The sequence below is a fragment of the Streptomyces sp. NPDC006512 genome (genome assembly GCF_040611935.1).
Classification (GTDB): domain Bacteria; phylum Actinomycetota; class Actinomycetes; order Streptomycetales; family Streptomycetaceae; genus Streptomyces.
In genome coordinates, this window is sequence record NZ_JBEXPG010000074.1 from 14498 (window position 1) to 36569 (window position 22072).

A 22072-nucleotide genomic window follows, 5' to 3' on the forward strand; every position below is an offset into this window, starting at 1 on the left:
GGCGACCGCCCTTGACCTGCGCACAGCGGGCAGGGAGCAGACACACCGGGAGTATTCGCATGCTTCGTACCATGTTCAAGTCGAAGATCCACCGGGCCACGGTGACCCAGGCCGACCTGCACTACGTCGGGTCCGTCACCATCGACGCCGATCTGCTCGACGCGGCCGATCTGCTGCCGGGTGAGCTCGTCCACATCGTGGACATCACCAACGGTGCGCGGCTGGAGACGTACGTCATCGAGGGGGAGCGGGGCTCCGGTGTCATCGGGATCAACGGGGCGGCGGCGCACCTCGTGCACCCCGGCGACCTGGTCATCCTGATCAGCTACGCGCAGGTCGACGACGCCGAGGCCCGTGCGCTCGTGCCGCGCGTCGTCCACGTCGACGCGGACAATGCGATCATCGAGCTGGGTGCGGATCCGTCCGCCCCCGTACCGGGCACGGACCAGGAGCGCAGCCCCCACGCGGTGGCTGTCTGAGGGGAGTCGGGGCGATGGCGGTCGAACTGAGGGACGAGCGCGGGGCCGGGCGGCTGCTGGCCGTCGAGGACGGCGGGGTGGTCGGACACATCGCCTACTTCGTCCTCGCCGCCGAGCCGCACGCCCTGGTGGCGGTCCACACGGTCGTCGAGCCGGGCCACGAGGGCCGGGGGATCGCCGGGACGCTGGTGGCCTCCTTCTACGAGCGGGCCGCCGCCGAGGGCGTCCCGGTCGTCCCGCTCTGCCCCTACGCGGCGAGCTGGGCGGCCAAGCACCCCGACCAGGCGCCCGAGGCCCCGGCCGAGGTCGTCGAGGCCGCCAAGGCGCAGCTCAAGGGCGACCCCGACCTGTGGTGACGCGGCTGACGCTGCTCCCACACCTCGCCGGCCCACGTACCGGTCTTCGACGCGCTCCGGGACCGGCACCATCCGGGCGCCGTACTGCGGCACCTGGTGGCCCCCGAGCTGCTCGACCGGGCCCGGGCGCACGGGCCCGGCCCGGTGGCCCCGGACGTCCTGGCACGGCTCGACGGCGCCGACGGCCCGGTGCTGGTCACCTGCTCGACGATCGGGGCGGTCGCGGAGTCCCTCGCGCCCGCCCTCGGCGTACCGGTGCTGCGGGTGGACCGGCCGATGGCCGCCGCGGCCGTCCGCACCGGGCGGCGGATCGCCGTACTGGCCACCGTGGAGTCGACGCTCGCCCCGACGGCCGCCCTGCTGGCCGAGGAGGCGGGCCTGGCCGAGGAGGCGGGACAGGCTGGTGGAGCGGCCGGCCGGCCGCTGTCGGTCCGCACCCACCTCGTCGCCGGGGCCTGGGCGCTGTTCGAGGCCGGGGACACCGCCGCCCACCTCCGGGCCGTGGCCGCGGCGGCGGACGCCGTCACCGACGCGGACGCCGTCGTCCTGGCCCAGGCCTCCATGGCCGGAGCCGCCGACCTCGTACGCACCCGGCTGCCCGTGCTCTCCAGCCCGCGCCCCGGCCTCGCCGCCGCACTGGACCTGGCGGCCCGCGCGTAAGGCGCCCCCAAGTACCCCCCAAGTACCCCTGAAGTACCCCTGGGGCGGCGCTAATCCGCGTGCGCTTGCCCCGGGCCGCCGCTAGGGTCGCGCTGATCGTTTTCAGTCAGGGGAGGGCTCGTGATCATGCAGCAGACCAGGCCGGGGGGCCGGGCCGGAAGCGCGCTCAGACGCGCCGCAACGCTCGCGCTGGCCGGCGCGACGGCCGCGACGGGACTCGTCGCACTGGCCCCCGCCGCAACCGCCGCAACCGCCGCGACTGCCGCAACCGCCGCGACCGCCGCACCGGCGGGTACCGCCGCGACCACCGCCCGGCCGGACGGCACGGTGCACGGCGCCGTCGAAGGCTGGACCCGGGTGTCCAGGAAGCACCCGAACGCCGCCTACTGGAAGTCCGCCGACGCCCTGCGCGCCGGCAACGAGGGCGGCTCCGCGGGCCTGTCCCGCTCCTTCCTGCGGCTCGGCACCGGCAACCTCGACGGCGCCCAGGTCACCGGCTCCACCCTGCGCATCCGCAACACGGGCGCGGGCTCCTGCACGGCCGAGCCCGTCGAGCTGTGGAGCGTGGACCCCGTCTCCGCGAAGACGACCTGGAACAAGCAGCCCGCCAAGCGCACCAAGCTGGCCACGGTCACCGCCGCCAAGGGCCGCCCCGGCTGCGCCGCCGGGAACCTGGAGTTCGACGTCACCGCGCTCCTCAGGGACGCCGCGGCCGCCGGCCGGAGCGACGTCACCGTCGGCCTCTACGCCACCGACGAGAACGACACCTCGGCCTGGAAGCGCTTCGACGCGAAGACCGCCTCCCTGGAGACCTCGGTCACCACACCGCCGGCCGTCTCGGGCCTGCGGACCGCCCCCGCGACCGCCTGCACCGGCGGCCTCGTCGGCAACACCCAGGTCAGCCTCCTCGCCGTCGCCGAAGGCCCGGCCGGCGACCTGAAGGCCGAGTTCCAGCTCTTCGGGGCCGGCGCCACCACCCCCGTGCGCACCATGGCGGTCCCCGCCGGTACGAACGGCCAGCCGGCCGTCTGGCCCGTCGCCGACGCCGACCTGCCCACGGGCCACTACACCTGGAACGCCCGCGCCGTCGCCGCCGGGCAGGCCTCCCCGTGGTCGCCGAGCTGCGCCTTCTCCGTGGACCGCGAGCGGCCCGGTGCCACCCCGGTGATCTCCTCGGCCGAGTTCCCCGACGGCTCGGGCGGCGCGCCGGAGAACACCGGCGCCGCCCGTACCCCGGGCACCTTCACCTTCGCCGGCGGCGGGGTCGAGGACCTGGCGAAGATCGTCTACTGGTCGGACGAAGATCCGGCCGGGCGCACCGTGGCCGTCGGCGGGAGCGCGGTCATCACCCCGCTCCGCACCGGTCCGCACACCGTGTACGCCTACAGCGTCGACAAGGCGGGCAACCGCTCCGACACGGCCGTCTACCTCTTCTACGCGAAGCGCCCCGCCACCCCCGACGCCCCCGGCGACCTCAACGGTGACGGCCACCGCGACCTGTGGACGCTCGGCCCCGACGGCCGCCTCCAGTTCCGCGCGGGCAGGGGCGACGGCACGTTCGCGGCGCCCACCGACGCCGGCGCCACCCTCGCGCCCGGGTCCCGGATCGTCGCGAGCGGCGACTGGGGCGAGGACGGCTACAACGACCTGGTCGTCCTCGCTCCCGGCGTCGACGGCCGCGAACTGTGGGTGTACCCGAACAACGGCCTCGGTGCGGTCGAAGCCGACGACCGGTTCGACCTGAGCGTCCGCGACGACGCCAACAACCACTGGCGCGACGCCTCGCAGCTGGTCTCCGCCGGCGACGTGAACGCCGACGGCCGCGACGACCTGCTGGTCGGGCAGGGCGGACGGCTGTGGCTGTACCACGGCGCCGTCGGCCTGCTGGACCGGCGCACCGCCCCCACGCCCGTGGGCGGGACCGACTGGGCCGCGTACACGGTCGTCGCCCCCGGTGACACCGACGGCGACGGCGCCGCCGAGCTGTGGCTGCGCGAGGACGCCACCGGTGACCTCCACTCCGTCGCCGGGGCGAAGACCGCCGACGGCACCCTCGACCCCGCGAGCTGGGGTTCGCCCGTTCGGGTGAGGGTGGGCACCGGATTCGGTCAGGCCGCCCACCCCGTAGTCGGCTCCGGGGGCGACCTCACCGGTGACGGGCGCGCCGACCTGTGGGCCACCGGCTCCGACGGCCGGACCGTACTGTTCCGCGGCACTGCGACCGGAGTCGACCCCACCCCGGTCCCCCTGGGCTGACCAGCCCCCGCGCCGACACGGCGCCCCCCCGGCGGCACGGGCCGTCGGGGGGCGCCGTCCGTTCGCCCGGATCCGGGGGGCGTGGCCGGCCGGATCGGGGGAAGGTGGGACACATGGTGCGCAACGCAGAGCAGACCCAGCCCCCGCCGCCCGAGCCCGATCCGGTCCCCGCGCCGGTCCCGCCGCTGCCGGACCCCTCGCCCGTACCGCGCCCGGTACCGCCCGTTCCCGGACCGTACCCCGAGCCCGACCCGGTGCCCCCGCCGCCCGGGCCCGCGCCGATCCCGCAGCCCGGCCCGCTGAGCTGAGGACGGTATTGAGCAGGAGCCGGAGTTCTGGGCAGGGGTACTGAGCAGCAGTCCTGAGCAGGACATGGTCAACTTGCCCTTGAGTGCGGCTGGTTGTGGCCCTTGCCAGACATGTGGCACGCCGTTAGGTTGTGCGGTTCCTGCATGTCTTCAAGGGGGCTCCCATGGGTGTACGGGGCCGGCACCGCCGGTACCAGCCGAGCAGCATCAACCGGGCCTCGCTCGCCGTCACCGCCGGTGGCGCGGGGATCGCCCTTCCGCTGATCGGCGCCGGGGTCGCGAACGCCGCCTCCGTGGACACGTGGAACAAGGTCGCCAACTGCGAGTCGACCAACAACTGGAAGATCAACACCGGTAACGGCTACTACGGCGGACTCCAGTTCAGCCAGAGCACCTGGCGGGAATTCGGCGGCACCGCCTTCGCTCCCCGCGCCGACCTGGCCACCCGCGAGCAGCAGATCGCCGTCGCCGAGAAGGTCCTGAAGGGCCAGGGCCCCAAGGCATGGCCGGCGTGCGGCCCGCAGGCCGGCCTCAGCCGCAGCGGCCCCGCACCCGCCCTCGGCGGCACCCAGGCCGCACCCCCGGCGCAGAAGCCCGCCGCGCAGAAGACCGCCCCGGCCCCGCAGAAGACCCAGCAGCCGCAGGCCCCCAAGGACCGGATCCAGCCGACCAAGGCCACCACGGGGGCCCCGGTCACCCTGCCCCGTCCGACCGGGACCTCCGTCCTGCCGAACCCGTACGTCGTCGCGCCCGGGGACTCGCTCTCGGCCATCGCCACCGACCAGCGCGTGGAGGGCGGCTGGCAGGCCCTGTACGAGACCAACCGGGCCACCGTGGGCGCCAACCCCAACCTGATCTTCCCGGGGCAGCGGCTCACCCTGCGGATCACCACCGCCCCGCCCGCACAGAACCCGGAGAAGCCGCCGCGCACCGCGGACCCGGTCAAGCCCGTGGAACCGGCCGCGCCCAAGCCGGAACAGAGCAAGCCCACCGAGAAGCCCAAGCCCACCGAGCAGCCCCGGCCGGAGCAGAGCAAGCCGGCCGAGAAGCCGAAGCCGACCGAACAGCCCAAGCCGACCGAGCGGCCGAAGCCCCCCGAACAGGCCAAGCCCGCCGAGAAGCCGAAGCCGAAGCCGGAACCGGCCGCCAAGCCCGCCGAGAAGCCCGTCCCCGCCCAGCCTGCCGCCGGCGGGTTCTCCGCGCCGGTCGACGCCGCCCTCGGCACCGCCTACCGCGTCGCGGGATCGTCCTGGTCCAGCGGCTACCACACGGGCGTCGACTTCCCGGTCCCCACCGGCACCACCGTCAAGTCAGTGGGCCCCGGCACGGTCCTGTCGGCCGGCTGGGCCGGAGCCTACGGATACCAGGTGGTCATCAAGCACTCCGACGGCCGGTACTCCCAGTACGCCCACCTCTCCGCGCTCGGCGTCAAGGCCGGGCAGCAGGTCTCCGGCGGCCAGCGGATCGGCCGCTCGGGCTCGACGGGCAACAGCAGCGGCCCCCACCTCCACTTCGAGATGCGCACGGCCCCCGGGTACGGATCCGACATCGACCCGTTGAAGTACCTGCGCGGGCACGGCGTCCGCATCTGACCCCCGTACGTGCGGCGGCACGGCCGTGAGCAGGATCAGGCCGGCCGCCGCCAGCACGCCGCTCGTCACCGCCGCCAGCGCCCCGGCGGTCCCGTAGCGGAAGCCCTCGTCGAACAGGGAGATCCCCACCGCCGCCGCGACCACCGGATTGACGACCGTCACGGTGGCCAGCGGCGCGGTCAGCCCCGCGCCCCGGTACGCCGCCTGCGACAGCAGCAGCCCGCAGGACGCCAGTACGGCGATCGCGGCCAGGTCCGGCCACAGCCCCGCCAGGGCGTCCGGGGCGAAGCCCTCCGCCACCGACTTGGTGAACACCGACGCCATTCCGAAGGCCGTGCCGGCCGCCGCGGCCAGCAGCACGCTGCGCAGCACCGGCCGCTCCACCCGGTGCGCCGCCAGGAACAGGGCCGCCCCGCAGGCCGCCGTCACCAGCAGCAGCAGGACCCGCTCCCCGCCCGCCAGGGCCTCCCGGCCGGCGCCGTCCCCGCCGGTCAGGGCGAGCAGCCCGGCCAGGCCCGCCGTCGCCAGGACCGCGCCCCGCCACGCGGCCGCGCCCGCCCGGCGGCGCACGAAGACGGCCGCCATCGGCAGCGCGAACACGATCGTCAGCGCCCCCAGCGGCTGGACCAGGCTCAGCGGCCCGTACGCCAGCGCCACCACGTGCAGCAGCGCGCCCACGCCGTTCAGCCCGACCGCCACCCACCAGACGGCCCGCCGCAGGGGCGCGTACCCGCGGCCGGGCGAGGTCGCCGCGACACGTTCCTGGACGATCGCACCCCCCGCGTACGCGACGGCCGACACCAGGCAGAGCAGAACCGACAAGGCCAAGGCACTCATGAAATCCACCATGCCCCACCCGTGCGGGCGATTCATCCGCCCAGAGGCCCCATGATCAGCATCTGAGTCATCCTCCTGGCATACACCAGGAGGAGTACGACGAGGCTCCGCGCGGGCGCGAGCGAGTACGTCGCCACCCCGCTCCGGGCCGGCTCCGGCGGCGTACGGAGCGTCACGATCCCCTCCATACCGTCACAGATCGCTCGCGGTGCGTGAGGCGGACGGGGACGGGTTTGGTCCCCGGCGCGTCGGCTCCGTACAGTGGCGGTTTTGGGGACTTCCGCAGTGCGCGGATGCGAACGAACGAAGAAGGAACGGCAGCGGCCATGACGGTGACCGAAGACAACCACGCATACGGGCCGGGCATCGACCCCGAGCGGCTTGCCCTCTGCCTGAGCGTGATCGACGAGCTGGACAAGCTCGACGTCGACCACCCGGACGCCATCACCGTACGCCGTGCCACCGCGGGCCTCTACCGGACGGTCAAGCAGCGCCGCCGCCAGGAGCGCCGCGCCGCCAAGACCGCCAACGACAAGGCCGTCACCGAGGCGACCGCGACCGGTTCCGCCGAGCGCATCGACGACGAGACCCAGGGCAACGCCCTGACCGCCGCCGCCAAGGGCCCGATCGCCGGAATACTCCAGCGCCCCCGCTCCTGCTACATCTGCAAGACCCGCTACGTCGAGGTCGACGCGTTCTACCACCAGCTCTGCCAGGACTGCGCCGCCTTCAACCACGCCCGCCGCGACGCCCGCACCGACCTGACCGGCCGCCGCGCCCTGCTCACGGGCGGCCGTGCCAAGATCGGCATGTACATCGCGCTGCGGCTGCTGCGCGACGGCGCGCACACCACCATCACCACGCGTTTCCCCAACGACGCGATCCGCCGGTTCAAGGCGATGCCCGACAGCTCCGAATGGCTGCACCGCCTGAAGATCGTCGGCATCGACCTGCGCGACCCGGCCCAGGTCGTCGCGCTCGCCGACTCGGTCGCCGCCGAGGGCCCGCTCGACATCCTGATCAACAACGCGGCCCAGACCGTACGCCGCTCCCCGGGCGCCTACAGCGAGCTGGTCGCCGCCGAAGGCGCCCCGCTCCCGGCCGGCGAGCTGCCCGCCGCCCAGGTCATCGGCACGTTCGGCAGCGGCACGGTCGACCGCGTCGCGGCGCTGCCCGCCGGCAAGGGCGAGAAGCTCACCGCCCAGGACGTCACCGAGCTCGCGCTGGTCTCCGGCTCCGCCTCCCTGGAGCGGATCGCCGCGGGCACCGCCATCGACGCGGGCGGCCTCGTCCCGGACCTGCACGACACCAACAGCTGGATCCAGACGGTGTCCGAGGTCGACCCGGTCGAGCTCCTCGAAGTCCAGCTCTGCAACTCCACCGCGCCGTTCATCCTCATCAGCAAGCTCCGCCCGGCGATGGCCGCGGCCGAGGCCGGACGCCGCTACGTGGTCAACGTCTCCGCCATGGAAGGCGTGTTCAGCCGCGGCTACAAGGGAGCCGGCCACCCGCACACCAACATGGCGAAGGCCGCGCTGAACATGCTGACGCGCACCAGCGCGCAGGAGATGTTCCAGAAGGACCAGATCCTGATGACGGCCGTCGACACCGGCTGGATCACGGACGAGCGCCCGCACCCGGACAAGATCCGCCTCGCGGAGGAGGGCTTCCACGCTCCCCTGGACCTGGTCGACGGCGCCGCCCGCGTCTACGACCCGATCGTCCGCGGCGAGGCCGGCGAGGACCTGTTCGGCGTATTCCTCAAGGACTACGCCCCCGCCAACTGGTAGCCCCCGAAGGCGGCCGAGGCCCGGAAGGCCCCTGCGGCCCCGCGGCCCCGGTCCTCGGTCAGCCCCGCCCGCGCGCGCGGGCGGCGAGCAGTTCGAGGACCGGGCGCCAGTCCTCCATCACCCCCGCGTCCAGGCCCGCGGCCGCCGCCGTCTCGGAGGCCTGGCGCAGGGTTTCCGCGTCCGGGGCCGTGGGCAGCCGGGCGATGCCCGCCACGCGGGCCCCCAGGAGCGGACGCACCTCCCCGGGCAGGCCGTGCAGCAGTCCGGCCACCTGGAGTTCCTTGTCGGACGGGTACGAGCGCCGCAGCAGCGCCGCCGTCCTGAGCCCGTGATCGCGGCCCCGGTGCGCGTCCAGCAGCTCCATCAGCTCGTCGACACTGCCGATCTCCGGTACTTCCGACCCCGCCACCACCGCTCCCTCCGTCGTCCGCGCGCACGCGCCGCGCCGTCGAGCAGATCAGCTTGCCCGGCACACGGGCGTACGACTTACTGAACTCGGGGCGAAAACATGCGGTCCAGCGTGGATTTTACCCTTCCATCGAGCGGGGTCGCGCTCATATGTGTACCCTGATCCGCAAGGAGCCCCCACCCGGGCCCCGCTCCACCAAGGCGCCACCGCGTCCGGAAACTCTTATATTTCCCTATCTCCGGCGCGCGTCAGAGTCCGCCGGGTTACGCGACACGAGGGAGTGCGCGGTGACTGAAACGAAGAACCCCGACCAGACCGTGGAGCGAACGGGATGGGGGGCGCACGCGAAGTCCGACGAGCTGGGAAGCCTCGAGGTGTGGGCGCGTTCCGCCCCGATCCGCCTGGCGGGCTACGAGGACGACCTGGCCGAACCCCACATCCTGCCCGGCATCGACTAGACCGCGTCCCCCGGCATCCCCGACCCGGATGCCGGTCCGGTCCGGCCCCCGCGCCCACGGGCGACGGGGGTCCGGCGCGCGCGGAGGAGTTCCCGTTCCGCGTCCGCCGTCGGCGTGATCGCTGTCGGCGATCACCGCTTCCCCGGCCGCCGCCCGGCGGGCAGTCTCGGTCCATGAAGCTGCTGATGCTGGGTGGTACCGAATTCGTCGGGCGCGCGATCGTTGACGACGCCCTTGACCGTGGCTGGGAGGTCACCGTCTTCCACCGGGGTCACCACGCGGCCCCGCCCCGAACCTCCGTACGGCACGGGGACCGTACGGCCCCCGAGGGCCTGGCCGCCCTCGCCGAGGGGGAGTGGGACCTCGTCGTCGACACCTGGGGCGGCGCTCCCACCGTCGTGCGCGACAGCGCCCGCCTGCTGGCCGGCCGCGCCGGGCAGTACACGTACGTCTCCAGCCGCTCGGTGTACGCCTACCCCTCTCCCGCCGGTCTCGGCGAGGGCGCCCCGGTCGTCGAGGGTTCGCCGGACGCGGACGCCGTCGCCTACGCCGAGGACAAGCGCGGCGGCGAACTGGCCGCGGAAGCCGCCTTCGGGGAGCGCGCGCTGCTGGTGCGGGCGGGTCTGATCGTCGGCCCGTACGAGAACGTCGGCCGGCTGCCGTGGTGGCTGAACCGCGTGGCCCGCGGCGGCCCCCTCCTCGCCCCCGGCCGCCCCGGCCTGCCGTTGCAGTACATCGACGTGCGCGACCTCGCCCGCTGGACCCTCGACTCGGCCGCGGCGGGCCGCGGCGGCGCCTACGACCTCGTCTCCCCCGCCGGCCACACCACCATGGGCGGCCTCATCGAGGCCTGCGCCGCCGCCACCGGCGGGGTGGTCGAGCCGCGCTGGACCGAGGACGCGGTGATCGAGAAGGCCGGCATCGAACCCTGGACGGAACTGCCGATCTGGCTTCCCGAAGGCGAGCTGCACGACCACATGTTCGGCGCCGACGTCACCAAGGCGCTGGAAGCGGGCCTGACGTGCCGCCCCTTCGAGGAGACGGCCGCCGACACCTGGGCCTGGCTGCGGACCCTGGGCGGCGAAGCCCCGCAGCGGCCCGACCGCCCGAAGAAGGGCATCTCCGCCGAGAAGGAGGCGGCGCTACTCGGGCTCTGAGGTGCCCGCGTCCGCGAGCCGGGTCGGCGGCATGTACTCGCGCACCAGCGTGCGGTGCCACCACGCACCCGTCTCGCGGAGCTCCCGCCGGGTGGTGAACCGGTACCGGTAGAGCCGGGCCCGTACGAAACGCGGCGGGGCGTCCGGGAAGGGGTTGTGGCGCAGCAGCCGCAACGTGTCCCGGTCGCCCGCCAGCAGCCGCTCCGCGAACGGCCCGAACCAGTCCCGCGCGTATCCGGGGGAGAGCGCCGCGAACCACATGAGCCAGTCGAGGCGCAAGTGGTAGGGGGCGAACTGGCGCGGAACCCGCCGCAGTTCACCCGGCTTGCCCTTGAAGCCGTACTCCCGCCAGGCGCCCTCCTCGTGGGGCAGCCGGTCGGCGGTGCCCTCCACCACCACCTCCATGCGGACCCGGCCGACCGTGCCGAAGGCCCCGTACGTGTTCACCAGGTGCAGTCCGTCGTAGGAACGGTTCATCACCTGACCGCGGGAGATCATGTTGGCGACCGGGTGCCGGCTGAGGACTAGCACCAGTACGGTCACGGCGCAGACCAGGACCACGTACCAGAGCGGCCCCCCGCGCGAGGCGGCGGCGGGCGGGGCGCCCGCGATCCGGGTGAAGTCGACGGCCGACAGGGCCAGCGTGATCGTCAGCCAGTTCAGCCAGGCGAAGTTGCCGGACAGCACCAGCCACAGCTGGGTCGCCACCATCACGGCGGCGGCGTACGAGGCCACCGGCTGCGGAGCGAACAGCAGGAACGGGACCACGAGTTGGGTCACGTGGTTCGCGGCGCACTCCACCCGGTGCAACGGCTTCGGCAAGTGGTGGAAGAACCAGCTCAGCGGCCCGGGCATCGGCTGCGTCTCGTGGTGGTGGTAGAGGCAGGTGAGCTCGCGCCAGCAGGAGTCGCCGCGCATCTTGATCAGACCGGCGCCGAACTCCACCCGGAACAGCACCCACCACAGCAGCCACAGCACCGGCGCCGACGGCCCGGCCCGGGCGTTGCCCAGGAAGACCGCGAGGAAGCCCACCTCCAGCAGAAGCGACTCCCAGCCGAAGGAGTACCAGGTCTGCCCCACGTTCACGATCGACAGGTACAGCAGCCACAGCACGGCCCACGCGGCCATGGCCGCGCCCAGCGGGACCACGTCGCCCGCGCCCGCGGCCAGGGCCGCCGCGAGCGCCACGCCGGCCCAGGCGCAGCCCGCGAAGAGCCGGTCGGAGTAGCGGATGTGGAACAGGCTCGGGGCGCGCCGGAAGGGCACGTACCGTACGTACCGCGGGACGGGCAGCATGCCGTGGGACCCGATCAGGGCCCGGAACTGAAGGGCGGCCCCGAGGAAGGCGAAGAGGTAGACGCCGGCCAGGGCCCGCTGGAAGACCAGCCGGGCCAGCCAGTATCCGGGGGCGGTGAACCAGTCCATCCCCTCCAGTATCAGGCGGCGGCGGCCAGCCTGCGCAGGTGGCGGCCCAGCAGCCGGGCGTAGCCGAGCTGGAGTACGGGGACGAGCGGCCCGCCGAGGCGGGTGTACCAGGCGGCGGGCCGGCTGAAGGCGGTGACCTCGAACCACACGGTGCCGTCCTCGGCGAGCTCCACCAGGAACGACTCCTCGCCGCTCTCGGGATGCCCGGCCCGGGTGCCGTAGGCGAATCCGGCCCGGTCCGGGGCGTCCGGGACCCAGATCACCTCGCACGGAACGGTGATCCGCAGCCGGCCGACTCCGAGCCCGACCTCCACCCGCGCCCCGGGCACGGCGGGCCCGTCCGCCCGGACGCTCGCCCCGGTCGCCCGGTGCATCCGGAACTCCCTGACCGCGGCGCCGGCCGCCTCGAACACCTCACGACCGTGCCCGATGGGGGTGCGGTGGTGCAGGTGGTGGTACCCGGCGGGCAGCGGCCGCCGGCGGGTCGCTCCGCGGTCGGGGTAGTTGAGGGTGTCCCGGCCGGTGCCGGTGAGGCGGGTCATGACGGTCTCCGTTCGGTGGGTCGAGGTCGAGGTTGAGGTCGGTGTCGCGGTCGCGGTCACGAGCGGGCCGTGACGAGGGCGCGGTCGGTGCGGACCGTGCCCAGGCGCCGCCAGGCGAGCAGCGAGCACAGGGCGAAGCCCAGTGCGTTGCCGAGGCCGTGGGTCGCGGCCATCCAGGTCAAAGTGGGGTGCGCGATCCCGGTGGCCTGCCCGACCGCCCACCACAGGGCGAGCAGCATCGTGGCCACCAGCACCGCCGCCGACACCGCGAGCAGTGCGCCCGTGACCCGGTCGCGCGCGGCGGTCCTGACCTCGCGCCAGGTCACGAGCGCCACGGCCCACATCCCTGCCGTCAGCACCACCGCCCCCAGCAGTTCGGCCCAGTCGGACACGAAGTATCCGAGGAGCACGAACAGCGTTCCGGCGGGGACGCTGTACGCCGCCCAGCGCGCCCACGGCTGCGCGTCGGACGCCCGGCAGACCAGCCCGGCGATCAGCGCGGCCGTGAATCCCGCGTAGTGGAAGTGCGGGACGGTCAGGGCCAGGATGTCGAGGTCGAAGCCGAAGAGGCGGTACCCGGCCCGCTCGGCGACCAGCGCGGTCCCGGCGACCGACGGCGAGACGAGCGCCGTCAGTACGGCCACCTCGGCGGGGGCGAGCGAGCGGGTCCGCAGCAGCCGGGCCGGAGCCCGGGCCGCCAGGGCCAGTGCGGCGAGGGCGTAGAGTGCCGCGAGCGCCGTGGCGGTGGCGCCGCGCGGCAGCCACAGGCACAACGCGCCGGGCAGGGCGGCGAGCGGCCACAGCCGGGCCGCGCCGCGCAGCCCCGTCGGGTCGATCAGACGCAGGCCCACGGGGACGACGTAGAACATCCCCAGGGTGACGATCAGGTTGACGAGTACCGTCACGACCCACTCCTTTGAACGTGTTCAACTCACGGGCGTGACCCTACGCGGATTGTTGAACATGTTCAAGGCGCTGGTGTGACGGGTCGTCGGCGCTCCACTTGCGGCGCTCCCGAAGATGCGGCAGACAAGAGGTGACAACCCGGGGCGAACAGGGAGATCAGCGTGAAAGACGTGAATGACGTGCCCGCACCGATGACATCCCGTCAGGCTTCGCGCCGTCACGTACCGACCTGCACGGCCCTCTTCGCCCTCGTCGGCCTGCTCGCCGCGGGCTGCACGGGCTCCGCCCCCGAAGAGACGAAGGGCCCGCCGGCCGAGAGCAAGGAGGTCCTGCTCCAGCCCGTGGGCGCCGCCGGCTCCACCCCCTTCACCGCCTCCTTCGCCACCCGCGAGTCCGCCCCCGTGCAGCCTCCGCTGCCGAACCCGAGCGGCCGCGGCATCCGCACGGTCAACGCGGCCACCCCCGGCCTCTACGGGGGGACGCAGCGGTTCGGCAGCTGCGACGTGGAACGGCAGGTCGGGTTCCTCGCCGGCGACGAGGCCAAGGCCCGCGCCTTCGCGCAGGTCTCCGGAGTCGAACAGGCCAAGCTCCCCGAGTTCCTGCGCGGCCTCACCCCGGTCGTCCTGCGCGCCGACACCCGGGTCACCAGCCACGGATACCGGGACGGGCGCCCCGAGGACTTCCAGGCCGTCCTCCAGGCCGGGACGGCCGTCCTCGTCGACGCCCACGGCATGCCCCGGGTCCGCTGCGGCTGCGGCAACCCGCTCGTCGCGCCGCGCGCCGCGAGCGGCAGCCCGGTCACCAAGGGCGATCCGTGGCCGGGCTACCAGGCCAACCAGGTCATCGTCATCGAACCGACCCCCCGCGCCCTGGACAACCTGGTCATCGTCAACGTCGCCGACAACACCTGGATCGAGCGCAGGACCGGGGACGACGGCGCCCAGGACAAGACCCCGAGGGTGCTGCCGGCGTACGACCCGTCCGACGGGATCCCCGACGGCCCCGCCACCCCGCCCGGAACCTCGGCCTCCGACCCCTGCACCGCGGCGGACCCCCACAGCCTCGACCGGACCAGCCCGCCGGTCTCCCCGTCGGTCCCGCCGGCGGGACCGCCGTCCGACGTGCCGTCCGACGTGACCGGGGGCGTTCCCGGCGGCGTTCCCGGCGAGGTGCCGGCCGACCCGGGGGCCGACGCACCGCTCGACCCCGCCACCGGTGTCCCGCTGGACGTCCCGACCGACCTGACCGGCGAATTCCCGACCGACCCGACCGCCGACGTCCCCCTGGACCTGTCGCCGGACGCACCGCTGGACACCGCCCTCGACGTGCCCCTGGACCTGCCCCTGGACGTGCCCGCCGATGTTCCCGGCGCACCCGGCGCACCCGGCGTGGCCGACCTCCCCGGCTCGCCCGGCCCCCACACCGAGCTGCCGGCCGACGGGTCCTCCGGCGTCCCCGGCGGGGTTCCCGCCGATCCCGGGGCCTCGTCCGGGCTGCCGCTGGCCGGCCCCCAGTCCGCGGTGCCGGGCGCCGGCACCCCCGCGCCGTGCCCGCCGGGCGCGGACGCCCTGCCGGGCAGGCCCCCGCAGCAGCCCGCGGACCCGCAGCAGCCCGCGAACCCGCAGACGCCGCCCTCCGGCCGGCCCGCGGACCCCGCGCCCAACCCGCGTTCCGACGCACCCGCCGACGTACCGTCCGACCTGCCCCCGCAGGCCCCGAACGACCCCGCCCTGCCCCAGGACCCGGAGGACGCCCCCTGGCTGGAGGACCTGCTCGACCCGTACCTGCCCGAGGGCCCGAACACGTCCCCCGACCTGCTGACCGAGCCCTCCGAGGAGACCGGGTACCTGGAGAGCGCCTGACCCGCCGCTGTGTCATGGTGGACCGGTGCCGAGCACCACATCGCTGCCGGACGACTGGCCCGCACACGCGGACCGGTCGCTGTCACTGAACCGGATGGGCAGTTTCGACTGGGACCTGGTCACCGGGCTCATGCACCTGGACTCAGCCGCCCTCGACGTCTTCGACACGACCGCCGACGCCTACGACGGGCGGCCCGAGTCCCTGTCCCCGCGCGTCCCGCCGGCCGAGGCCACCCGGCTGGACGCGCTCGTCTCCAGCGCCCTCAAGAGCGGCGTCGACAGCTACGGCGCCTACTACCGCATCCGCTGCCGCGACGGCACGCTCCGCTGGACCCACACCCAGGGCCGCGTCATGCGCGACCCGGACGGACGCCCGCACCGGATCATCGGCATCGTCCGCGACGCCACCGAAGAACTAAGCCATTCCGCCGAACGCCTCGGCCTCGACGACGAGCGGCGCCGCCAGACCTCCGTCGTCGAGAGCACCACGGCGGCCCTCGCCCACGCCCGGACCGTCAAGGACGTCATCGACGCCCTCGGAGACGCCCACGGCCTGGAACGCCTCGGCTCGATGGGCATGGTCATGGGCCTCGTCGAGGCCGGCCGCATCCACCTGGTGGCCGAAGGGCCCCAGGGAAGTTTCGTCCCCGGCACGCGCTATACCCGCATCGACGAGCCGTACCCGATGAGCGAGGTCGTCCGCTCGCTCCAGCCGCGCTTCCTCGACTCGGCGGAGGAGTTCGCGAACGGCTACCCGGGCCTCTGGGCGAAGATCTCCCCCATGCGGATCTCCGCCGCCGCGTACCTCCCGCTGATCGCCCAGGCCCGCCCGATCGGCGCCATCGGACTCCTCTACCAGGACAAGGACGGCTTCACCCAGGACGAACGGAACCTGCTGGTCGCCCTCGGCAGCAGCATCGCGCAGAGCCTCCAGAGGGCCATGCTGCTGGAACAGGAACACGACCTCGCCGAGGGACTCCAGCAGGCGATGCTGCCCCGGCGGATCCCTACCGTCCCCGGCGCCCGGATCGCGGTCCGCTACCGCTCCGCCCGGATGGGCCAGGACATCGGCGGGGACTGGTACGACGTCATCCCGCTGCCGGGCGGCCGGGTGGGCGCCGTCATCGGCGACGTCCAGGGCCACGACACGCACGCGGCCGCCGTGATGGGCCAGCTCAGGATCGTCCTGCGCGCGTACGCCGCCGAGGGGCACTCGCCGGGCACCGTCATGGCACGGGCCTCGGTCTTCCTGCACGAGCTCGACACCGACCGCTTCGCGACCTGCACCTACGTGGAGGCCGACCTCTCCACCGGGGTCCTCCAACTGGTGCGCGCCGGCCACCTCGACCCGCTGCTGCGGACCCGCGACGGGGACTGCCGGCGGCTGCCGGTGGAGGGCGGCATGCCGCTGGGCCTGTCGGCCGAGTTCGGGCGCCTCGAGTATCCGGTGACCACCGTGGAACTGGACCCGGGAGAAACGCTCCTGCTGTGCACGGACGGGCTGGTGGAACAGCCCGGCGCCGATCTCGACGACGGCATCCAGTTCCTGACCGCGCTGGTCCGCAACGGGCCGGCCGACCTCCAGCTGCTCGCCGACCGGCTGTGCGAGGTCGTCGACGAACGGGGCGGCGACGACGACATGGCCCTGCTCCTGCTGCGCCGCCAGGGCGAGGACACCCCGCAGGGCGGCGGCCGGCTCCAGCAGCACGTGGCCCCCGGCGACCCCGAAGCCCTCGTCGCCGCCCGGCACATGATCGGCGCGGCGGTACGGGCATGGGGTGCGCGGAGCCGGGCCGACGAGATCGAACTCGTCGCGGACGAACTCATCGTGAACGCCCTGATGCACACGGACGGCCCGGCGATCGTGACCCTGCGCGTCCTGGCCGGCCCGGAACGGCGCCTGCGCGTGGAGGTGGAGGACCGCTCCAGCGCCCTCCCGCGCCGCCGCGAGGCGGGCGACTCGGGAGTGTCGGGCCGCGGCCTGATGCTCGTGGACCGCCTCGCGGACGTCTGGGGCGTGGAATCGCGGGGCAGCGGCAAGTGCGTATGGTGCGAGTTCGTCATGACCTGACCTGACCCGGCCCTGGCCTCCCCGGCCGAGGGACGCCCACCCGGCCGAGGGACGCCCACCCGGCCGAGGGACGCCCACCCGGCCGGGGGACGCCCACCCGGCCGGGGTCGGGGACGGGGTGGGGGGTCGTCCGGGGCTAAAACGTGATTTGTTGGCGCCCTGCCCCGCCCGGCAAAGCACTCCGGACAAGGCGCCATAAATCATGCCCGCCCCGGACGACCCCCCACCCCGTCCCCGACCCCGGCCCCACCCACAGCCCGGCCAGGGCGCCGGCACCCCCCCGCCCGCTCTCCGCTCGCGTTCCGCCCGGGGCGGCGGCACCCTGGGAGGATGCCCGAGCTGCCGGAGGTCGAGGCCCTGCGGGGGTTCCTCGACGCGCACCTCGCCGGGCGGGTGGTCGAACGCGTCCTCCCGCTCGCCGTCAGCGTGCTCAAGACCTACGACCCGCCGCTGACCGCCCTGGAGGGCCGGCCAGCCGGCCCCACCGCCCGCCACGGCAAGTTCCTCGCCCTGCGGATCGGCGACCTCCACCTCGTCACCCACCTGGCCCGGGCCGGATGGCTGCGCTGGCAGGACACCCTGCCGGCGCAGCCGCCGCGCCCCGGGAAGGGCCCGCTCGCGCTGCGCGTCGCACTGGACGACGGCGCCGGCTTCGACCTCACGGAAGCCGGCACCCAGAAGCGCCTCGCGGTGTACGTCGTGCGCGACCCCCAGGAGGTGCCGGGCATCGCCCGCCTCGGCCCCGACCCACTCGCCGCGGACTTCGACCGGGACGCCTTCGCCGCGCTGCTCGCGGGGGAGCGCCGGCAGATCAAGGGCGTGCTGCGCGATCAGGGCGTCATCGCGGGGATCGGCAATGCCTACAGTGACGAAATCCTGCACCAGGCCCGCGTCTCGCCCTTCAAACTGGCGGCCTCCTTCGACGAGGACCAGGTCACGCACCTCTACGACGCCGTCCAGGACACCCTGCGCACGGCCGTCGAGCGCGCCCACGGGGTGGCGGCCGGACGGCTGAAGGCGGAGAAGAAGAGCGGGATGCGGGTCCACGGCCGGACGGGCGAGCCCTGCCCGGTGTGCGGGGACACGGTCCGGTCGGTGTCGTTCGCGGACTCCTCGCTCCAGTACTGCCCGACCTGCCAGACCGGCGGCAAGCCCCTCGCGGACCGCAGGCTCTCCCGCCTCCTCAAGTAGCGGGGGCCCTGCGTAGACTCCGGCCCCATGGCCGCCGAGCAGGAGCAACAGCAGCCGCCGCCCCGGCGGGAGGTCGTCACCGGCGTGCCCCGGGGGACCCGCCGCAGGCCGCCCGCGCACGCCCCGGCCTGCTCGGAGATCTCCGAGCAGACCACGCTGGGCACCACCTACGTACGGGCCCTGATGCGCAGCCAGCTGCGGGCCGGAATGGGTGCGCTGGCGGTGCTCGCGCTGCTGCTGGCCCTGCTGCCGCTGGCGTTCCTGCTGCCGCGGTCGGCTGCGGGGCCGATCGTCTGGGTCGGGCTGGGCCTGGCCGCGTACCCGGTGATGTGGGTGATCGCCCGCTGGTACGTGACCCGGGCCGAACGCAACGAGGCCGACTTCACGGGCCTGGTCACGGACCCGTCCGACACCCCGTAGCACGGCCGGTCCCCACCCCGGCCCCCAAACCCCAACCCCCGGCCCCCACCCCTAGAACAGGTGCATCGCCAGATGCCCCAGCGGAAGCCCGAGCTGCCAGGCCGGTGTCCACACGCGGGCGTTCTCGTCCAGCCCCGGCGGGGTGTCGGCGTGGCCGTGGCGGCCCGGGTCGAGATTGGTGGCGAACAGCTCGGTGTGGTCCAGCCAGCGCCAGGCCGCCCGCGCCAGTTCGAGGTCGGGGTCCTCCGCGTCGCCGCGTTCGCGGGCCTCCTCGCCCAGCGCGAGGAAGCGGGTGTGCACCCAGTCGCGCCAGGGGTGCCCGTACGCCGTCAGGGACAGCCACTCGTCGAGCTGCGAGACGACCCGGATCCCGGAGAGCTCACCGGCCGCGTCCGAGAGGTAGATCGTCAGCGCGAGCGTGTCGCGCCCGGCGCGGAACTCCAGTGTGCTGACCGGGATCAGCCGGCCCGTGCGCAGCAGCTCGTCGGCGATGTACTCGGCGTAGAGCCACGCCATGGGCACTGCCAGTCCGCCGTCACTGGTGCCGTTCGAACCCTCGGGCTGCACCGTTCCACCTCTCCCGCGCGTCGAGCTTCCCGCCGTCACCCCTGAGCCTTCACCGCACGACTCGTGGAGCGGGGGATGTTTACTCAACTTGAACGGACTGATGCCCCAATCGATGCGGTCCTTGTCCGGTTCGTGCGCATGGCGGGCGATCCTTGAGTGTTTCTCCGGTGCCGGTCCAGGGCGGCGATGGGCTGCCCCCGGTGATCAGGCGCCGAGTCCGTATCCCTGGAGGCCCTTCCGGAGGGCGCGAAGGGCGTAATACGTACGGGATTTGACCGTTCCGGCCGGAATGCCGAGCTCCGCCGCCGCTTCGGCCACCGAGCGGTCCTCGAAGTAGACCTGCACCAGTACGTCCCGGTGTTCCGGTCCCAGGCTGCCCACCGCCCGCCGGATGTCGATCGCGGTGACCGAGCCGGCGACCGCGTCGACGGGCGCGGGAGCCTGCTCCAGGCCGTCCGGGTCGACCTCCTGCGGGCGGGCCAGCCGCGCCCGGCGGGCGTCGATCGCGAGCCGCCGGGCGACCGTGAACAGCCAGGGCCGCATGGACTCGTGGGCGCTGGCCAGTACTTCCGGATGCTGCCAGACCCGTACGAGGGTCTCCTGTACGAGGTCCTCCGCGCGCTGGGCGTCCCCCGCCGTGAGGCCGAGCAGGAATCCGAACAGGGCCCGCCCGTGGTCGCGCTGGAGTTCGGCGAGAGCCTCGGGTTCCGTGTGCTGGAGGGTGGGGGAGAGCGGCACGAGTGGCTCCTTCCGGGGGTCCGCCGGGGTCTCGGGTCCCGCTGGGGCGGTCCGGCCCACTCACCCTGACCTGCGGGGAGCCCTCCGGGAACCGTCCGGCGCGGCCGTTGCGCCCAAGCACCCGGGTCATCCGGTGGGCGGCCGCGCCCGACGACGAACGGTCGAACGGCGCGGCGAACGGACGGGGCCGTCGGGGTGAGGCGACGCGGGCGGACGGCACCGTTCCTTGACTTCCGCCGTCTTCTCCTATGGATTGCGGATCAGATGATCCGATAGTCATACAAAAGGGAGCCAGGGCTGATGAGCACACGCACCCGACGGGCACTCGCGCTGCTGTCCGCCCTCCTGCTGCCGGCGGCCGCCGCCGGCTGCTCCACCGCCGGCGGCCCCGCCCCGGCCCGGCTCGGTTCCAGCGCCGCCGCCGGCCCGTCGTCCGGTACCCCCGGCCCGAGCGGCACCGCCGCCCCCGGCGCGGCCGCGAAGGGCTTCACCCTGGTGGCCAGCGGCGACGTACTGCCGCACACCTCCGTCATCAAGCGCGCGGCGGCGGACGCCGGGGGCGACGGCTGGGACTTCCGGCCCATGTTCTCGGGGGTCGAACCGGTCGTCTCGGCGGCCGATCTCGCGCTCTGCCACATGGAGACCATCTACGGGGAGGACGGCGGACCCTTCAGCGGCTACCCGGCCTTCGTCTCCCCGCCCGAGGTCGCCGACGGCCTGAAGGCCGCCGGGTACGACGGCTGCTCCACGGCCTCCAACCACACCCTCGACGACGGCGCGGACGGCATCCGGCGCACCCTCGACCGGTTCGACAAGGCGGGCCTGGGCCACGCGGGCTCCGCGCGGACGGCCGCCGAGGCGGCGAAGCCGACCGTGTACACGGCGGGTTCCGCCAAGGTCGCGCACCTCGCGTACACCTACGACACGAACGGCTACCCGCTGCCGGACGGCCAGCCGTGGGCGGTCAACCTGATGCAGCAGGACCGGATCGTCGCGGACGCCCGGGCGGCCCGCAAGGCGGGCGCGGACGTGGTGCTGGTCAGCCTGCACTGGGGCACGGAGTGGGAGACCGACCCCGACGAGACCCAGCTGTCGCTGGGCAAGGCGCTGACCGCCTCGCAGAGCGACGGCAGGCCGGACATCGACATGATCCTGGGCACGCACGCGCACATCCCGCAGGCCTACGAGAAGGTGAACGGCACCTGGGTCGTCTACGGCATGGGCGACCAGGTGGCCGGCGAGATGTTCAACCACTCCGGCGCCCGCGACCTGCGCGGCAACTACGGCTCGATCGGCCGCTTCACCTTCGCCCCGCCGGCCGCGCCGGGGCAGCGCTGGCAGGTGACGAAGGCCGAGTTCGTCCCGCAGATGATGGACCTCGGCGCGGGCCGGGTGGTCAACCTCCCGGCCGCCCTCGCCGAGGATCCCGGCCGCGGTGACTACGAGGACGCCCAGGAGGCCGTGACCGACGCCGTCCTCAGCCGCGGCGCCGCCAAGGACGGACTGAAGGCCTCCCGCTGAGCCAGGGGCTACGGCACCACCGTCACCGGCCACCGCCCGGCCTTGACCAGGCGGATGGCGACCGAGCCGATGATCCGGTGGCCGGCCTGTTCCGAGGCGCCGACGATCACCGCGTCCGCCTTCAGCTCCCCGGCGGCGCTCACGAGCCCGGCGTACGGGTCCCCGCGGAAGGTGTGGAACTGCCAGCGGACGTCGAAGATGCCCTTGAGGCGCTCGGCGGACTCGCGGATCTCCGCGACGATGCCCTCCGCGATCTCCCCGGTGGTGTCGGCGACGGGTGCGCCCAGTGAGGCACCGGACGGCATCACCGGCTGGACGTAGACCAGGGCGAGGAGTGCGTTCTGGCGGCGGGCGAGGCCGGCGGCGTACGCGGCCGCCCGCAGGGAGGAATCGGAGCCGTCAACTCCGGCGAGGATGACCTTCGGGCCGTCGGTGCCGCGCTCGAATCCCGTGTTCACGTGCTCTGTCACCCTCCCGAGGCTATCGGGCTCGCCGCGCGGACCCGCGCGGCCCTCCCTACAGTGCGA

21 protein-coding genes and 1 pseudogene are annotated in these 22072 nt (G+C 74.0%); 14 read left to right on the forward strand and 8 right to left on the reverse strand.

Features of this window, described 5'->3' with window-relative positions; all coding sequences use genetic code 11:
• Positions 1 to 59 precede the first annotated feature (59 nt).
• From panD to ABZZ17_RS34885, 6 genes are all read left to right on the forward strand, one after another.
• Complete coding sequence (panD, locus tag ABZZ17_RS34860; RefSeq protein ID WP_356882413.1) at positions 60 to 479, forward strand: aspartate 1-decarboxylase; 420 nt, start codon at positions 60 to 62, stop codon at positions 477 to 479.
• Positions 480 to 493: 14 nt separating this feature from the next.
• Positions 494 to 835: a GNAT family N-acetyltransferase gene (locus tag ABZZ17_RS34865; protein WP_356882415.1), complete on the forward strand. Its 342-nt coding sequence runs from the start codon at positions 494 to 496 to the stop codon at positions 833 to 835.
• Between the two features lie 96 nt (positions 836 to 931).
• Positions 932 to 1495: an aspartate/glutamate racemase family protein gene (locus ABZZ17_RS34870; RefSeq protein ID WP_356882417.1), complete on the forward strand. Its 564-nt coding sequence runs from the start codon at positions 932 to 934 to the stop codon at positions 1493 to 1495.
• 126 nt (positions 1496 to 1621) lie between these two features.
• Positions 1622 to 3751: an FG-GAP-like repeat-containing protein gene (locus ABZZ17_RS34875; RefSeq protein ID WP_356882419.1), complete on the forward strand. Its 2130-nt coding sequence runs from the start codon at positions 1622 to 1624 to the stop codon at positions 3749 to 3751.
• 113 nt (positions 3752 to 3864) lie between these two features.
• Positions 3865 to 4059: a hypothetical protein gene (locus tag ABZZ17_RS34880; protein ID WP_356882421.1), complete on the forward strand. Its 195-nt coding sequence runs from the start codon at positions 3865 to 3867 to the stop codon at positions 4057 to 4059.
• 164 nt (positions 4060 to 4223) lie between these two features.
• Positions 4224 to 5651 (forward strand): transglycosylase family protein, encoded by a 1428-nt coding sequence (locus ABZZ17_RS34885; RefSeq protein ID WP_356882423.1) that lies wholly within the window; start codon positions 4224 to 4226, stop codon positions 5649 to 5651.
• A gap of 24 nt (positions 5652 to 5675) precedes the next feature.
• Here the strand turns inward: ABZZ17_RS34885 and ABZZ17_RS34890 are convergent.
• Positions 5676 to 6488: pseudogene (locus tag ABZZ17_RS34890) on the reverse strand (DMT family transporter); the annotation flags it as partial.
• 326 nt (positions 6489 to 6814) lie between these two features.
• On the opposite strand from ABZZ17_RS34890, the gene ABZZ17_RS34895 reads away from it, so the two are divergent.
• Positions 6815 to 8278 (forward strand): SDR family NAD(P)-dependent oxidoreductase, encoded by a 1464-nt coding sequence (locus ABZZ17_RS34895; RefSeq protein ID WP_356882425.1) that lies wholly within the window; start codon positions 6815 to 6817, stop codon positions 8276 to 8278.
• 58 nt (positions 8279 to 8336) lie between these two features.
• On the opposite strand, the gene ABZZ17_RS34900 is transcribed toward ABZZ17_RS34895, so the two are convergent.
• Positions 8337 to 8642 carry a hypothetical protein gene (locus tag ABZZ17_RS34900; RefSeq protein WP_356882456.1) on the reverse strand — a complete coding sequence of 102 codons (306 nt, stop codon included), beginning with the start codon at positions 8640 to 8642 and terminating at the stop codon, positions 8337 to 8339.
• Positions 8643 to 8974: 332 nt separating this feature from the next.
• Between ABZZ17_RS34900 and ABZZ17_RS34905 the strand changes: the two genes are divergently transcribed.
• Complete coding sequence (locus ABZZ17_RS34905; RefSeq protein WP_356882462.1) at positions 8975 to 9145, forward strand: hypothetical protein; 171 nt, start codon at positions 8975 to 8977, stop codon at positions 9143 to 9145.
• A gap of 173 nt (positions 9146 to 9318) precedes the next feature.
• Positions 9319 to 10302 (forward strand): NAD-dependent epimerase/dehydratase family protein, encoded by a 984-nt coding sequence (locus tag ABZZ17_RS34910; RefSeq protein WP_356882427.1) that lies wholly within the window; start codon positions 9319 to 9321, stop codon positions 10300 to 10302.
• Here ABZZ17_RS34910 and ABZZ17_RS34915 read toward each other — a convergent pair.
• Genes ABZZ17_RS34915 through ABZZ17_RS34925 form a run of 3 tightly spaced genes read right to left on the reverse strand, consistent with a single transcriptional unit; the run spans position 10288 to position 13174 of the window.
• Positions 10288 to 11727: a lipase maturation factor family protein gene (locus ABZZ17_RS34915; RefSeq protein WP_356882429.1), complete on the reverse strand. Its 1440-nt coding sequence runs from the start codon at positions 11725 to 11727 to the stop codon at positions 10288 to 10290. The two genes, ABZZ17_RS34910 and ABZZ17_RS34915, sit on opposite strands and share 15 nt — an antisense overlap.
• 11 nt (positions 11728 to 11738) lie before the next feature.
• On the reverse strand, positions 11739 to 12269 hold the full coding sequence (locus ABZZ17_RS34920; RefSeq protein WP_356882431.1) for a DUF1990 domain-containing protein: 531 nt from the start codon (positions 12267 to 12269) through the stop codon (positions 11739 to 11741).
• Between the two features lie 56 nt (positions 12270 to 12325).
• A complete protein-coding gene (locus tag ABZZ17_RS34925) occupies positions 12326 to 13174 on the reverse strand; it encodes a YndJ family protein (RefSeq protein ID WP_356882433.1) in 849 nt (282 codons plus the stop codon).
• A gap of 162 nt (positions 13175 to 13336) precedes the next feature.
• Here ABZZ17_RS34925 and ABZZ17_RS34930 point away from each other — a divergent pair, with 162 nt between their 5' ends.
• The 4 genes from ABZZ17_RS34930 (at position 13337) to ABZZ17_RS34945 (ending at position 18719) form a co-directional block, all read left to right on the forward strand.
• Positions 13337 to 15037, forward strand: a complete 1701-nt coding sequence (locus ABZZ17_RS34930; RefSeq protein ID WP_356882435.1) for a DUF6777 domain-containing protein — start codon at positions 13337 to 13339, stop codon at positions 15035 to 15037.
• 7 nt (positions 15038 to 15044) lie between these two features.
• The gene (locus ABZZ17_RS34935) at positions 15045 to 17108 is read left to right on the forward strand and encodes a SpoIIE family protein phosphatase (RefSeq protein WP_356882458.1); all 2064 of its coding nucleotides are present in this window, start codon (positions 15045 to 15047) and stop codon (positions 17106 to 17108) included.
• Between the two features lie 330 nt (positions 17109 to 17438).
• Complete coding sequence (locus ABZZ17_RS34940; protein WP_356882437.1) at positions 17439 to 18299, forward strand: DNA-formamidopyrimidine glycosylase family protein; 861 nt, start codon at positions 17439 to 17441, stop codon at positions 18297 to 18299.
• 27 nt (positions 18300 to 18326) lie between these two features.
• Positions 18327 to 18719, forward strand: a complete 393-nt coding sequence (locus ABZZ17_RS34945; RefSeq protein WP_356882439.1) for a hypothetical protein — start codon at positions 18327 to 18329, stop codon at positions 18717 to 18719.
• A gap of 51 nt (positions 18720 to 18770) precedes the next feature.
• Here the strand turns inward: ABZZ17_RS34945 and ABZZ17_RS34950 are convergent, their stop codons facing one another.
• Positions 18771 to 19235, reverse strand: a complete 465-nt coding sequence (locus ABZZ17_RS34950) for a hypothetical protein (RefSeq protein ID WP_356882460.1) — start codon at positions 19233 to 19235, stop codon at positions 18771 to 18773.
• A gap of 255 nt (positions 19236 to 19490) precedes the next feature.
• Positions 19491 to 20024 carry a sigma-70 family RNA polymerase sigma factor gene (locus ABZZ17_RS34955; protein WP_356882441.1) on the reverse strand — a complete coding sequence of 178 codons (534 nt, stop codon included), beginning with the start codon at positions 20022 to 20024 and terminating at the stop codon, positions 19491 to 19493.
• A gap of 300 nt (positions 20025 to 20324) precedes the next feature.
• On the opposite strand from ABZZ17_RS34955, the gene ABZZ17_RS34960 reads away from it, so the two are divergent.
• Complete coding sequence (locus tag ABZZ17_RS34960) at positions 20325 to 21545, forward strand: CapA family protein (protein ID WP_356882443.1); 1221 nt, start codon at positions 20325 to 20327, stop codon at positions 21543 to 21545.
• An 8-nt stretch (positions 21546 to 21553) separates the two neighbouring features.
• Here ABZZ17_RS34960 and ABZZ17_RS34965 read toward each other — a convergent pair whose 3' ends face one another.
• On the reverse strand, positions 21554 to 22015 hold the full coding sequence (locus tag ABZZ17_RS34965) for a universal stress protein (RefSeq protein WP_356882445.1): 462 nt from the start codon (positions 22013 to 22015) through the stop codon (positions 21554 to 21556).
• Between the last annotated feature and the right edge of the window lie 57 nt (positions 22016 to 22072).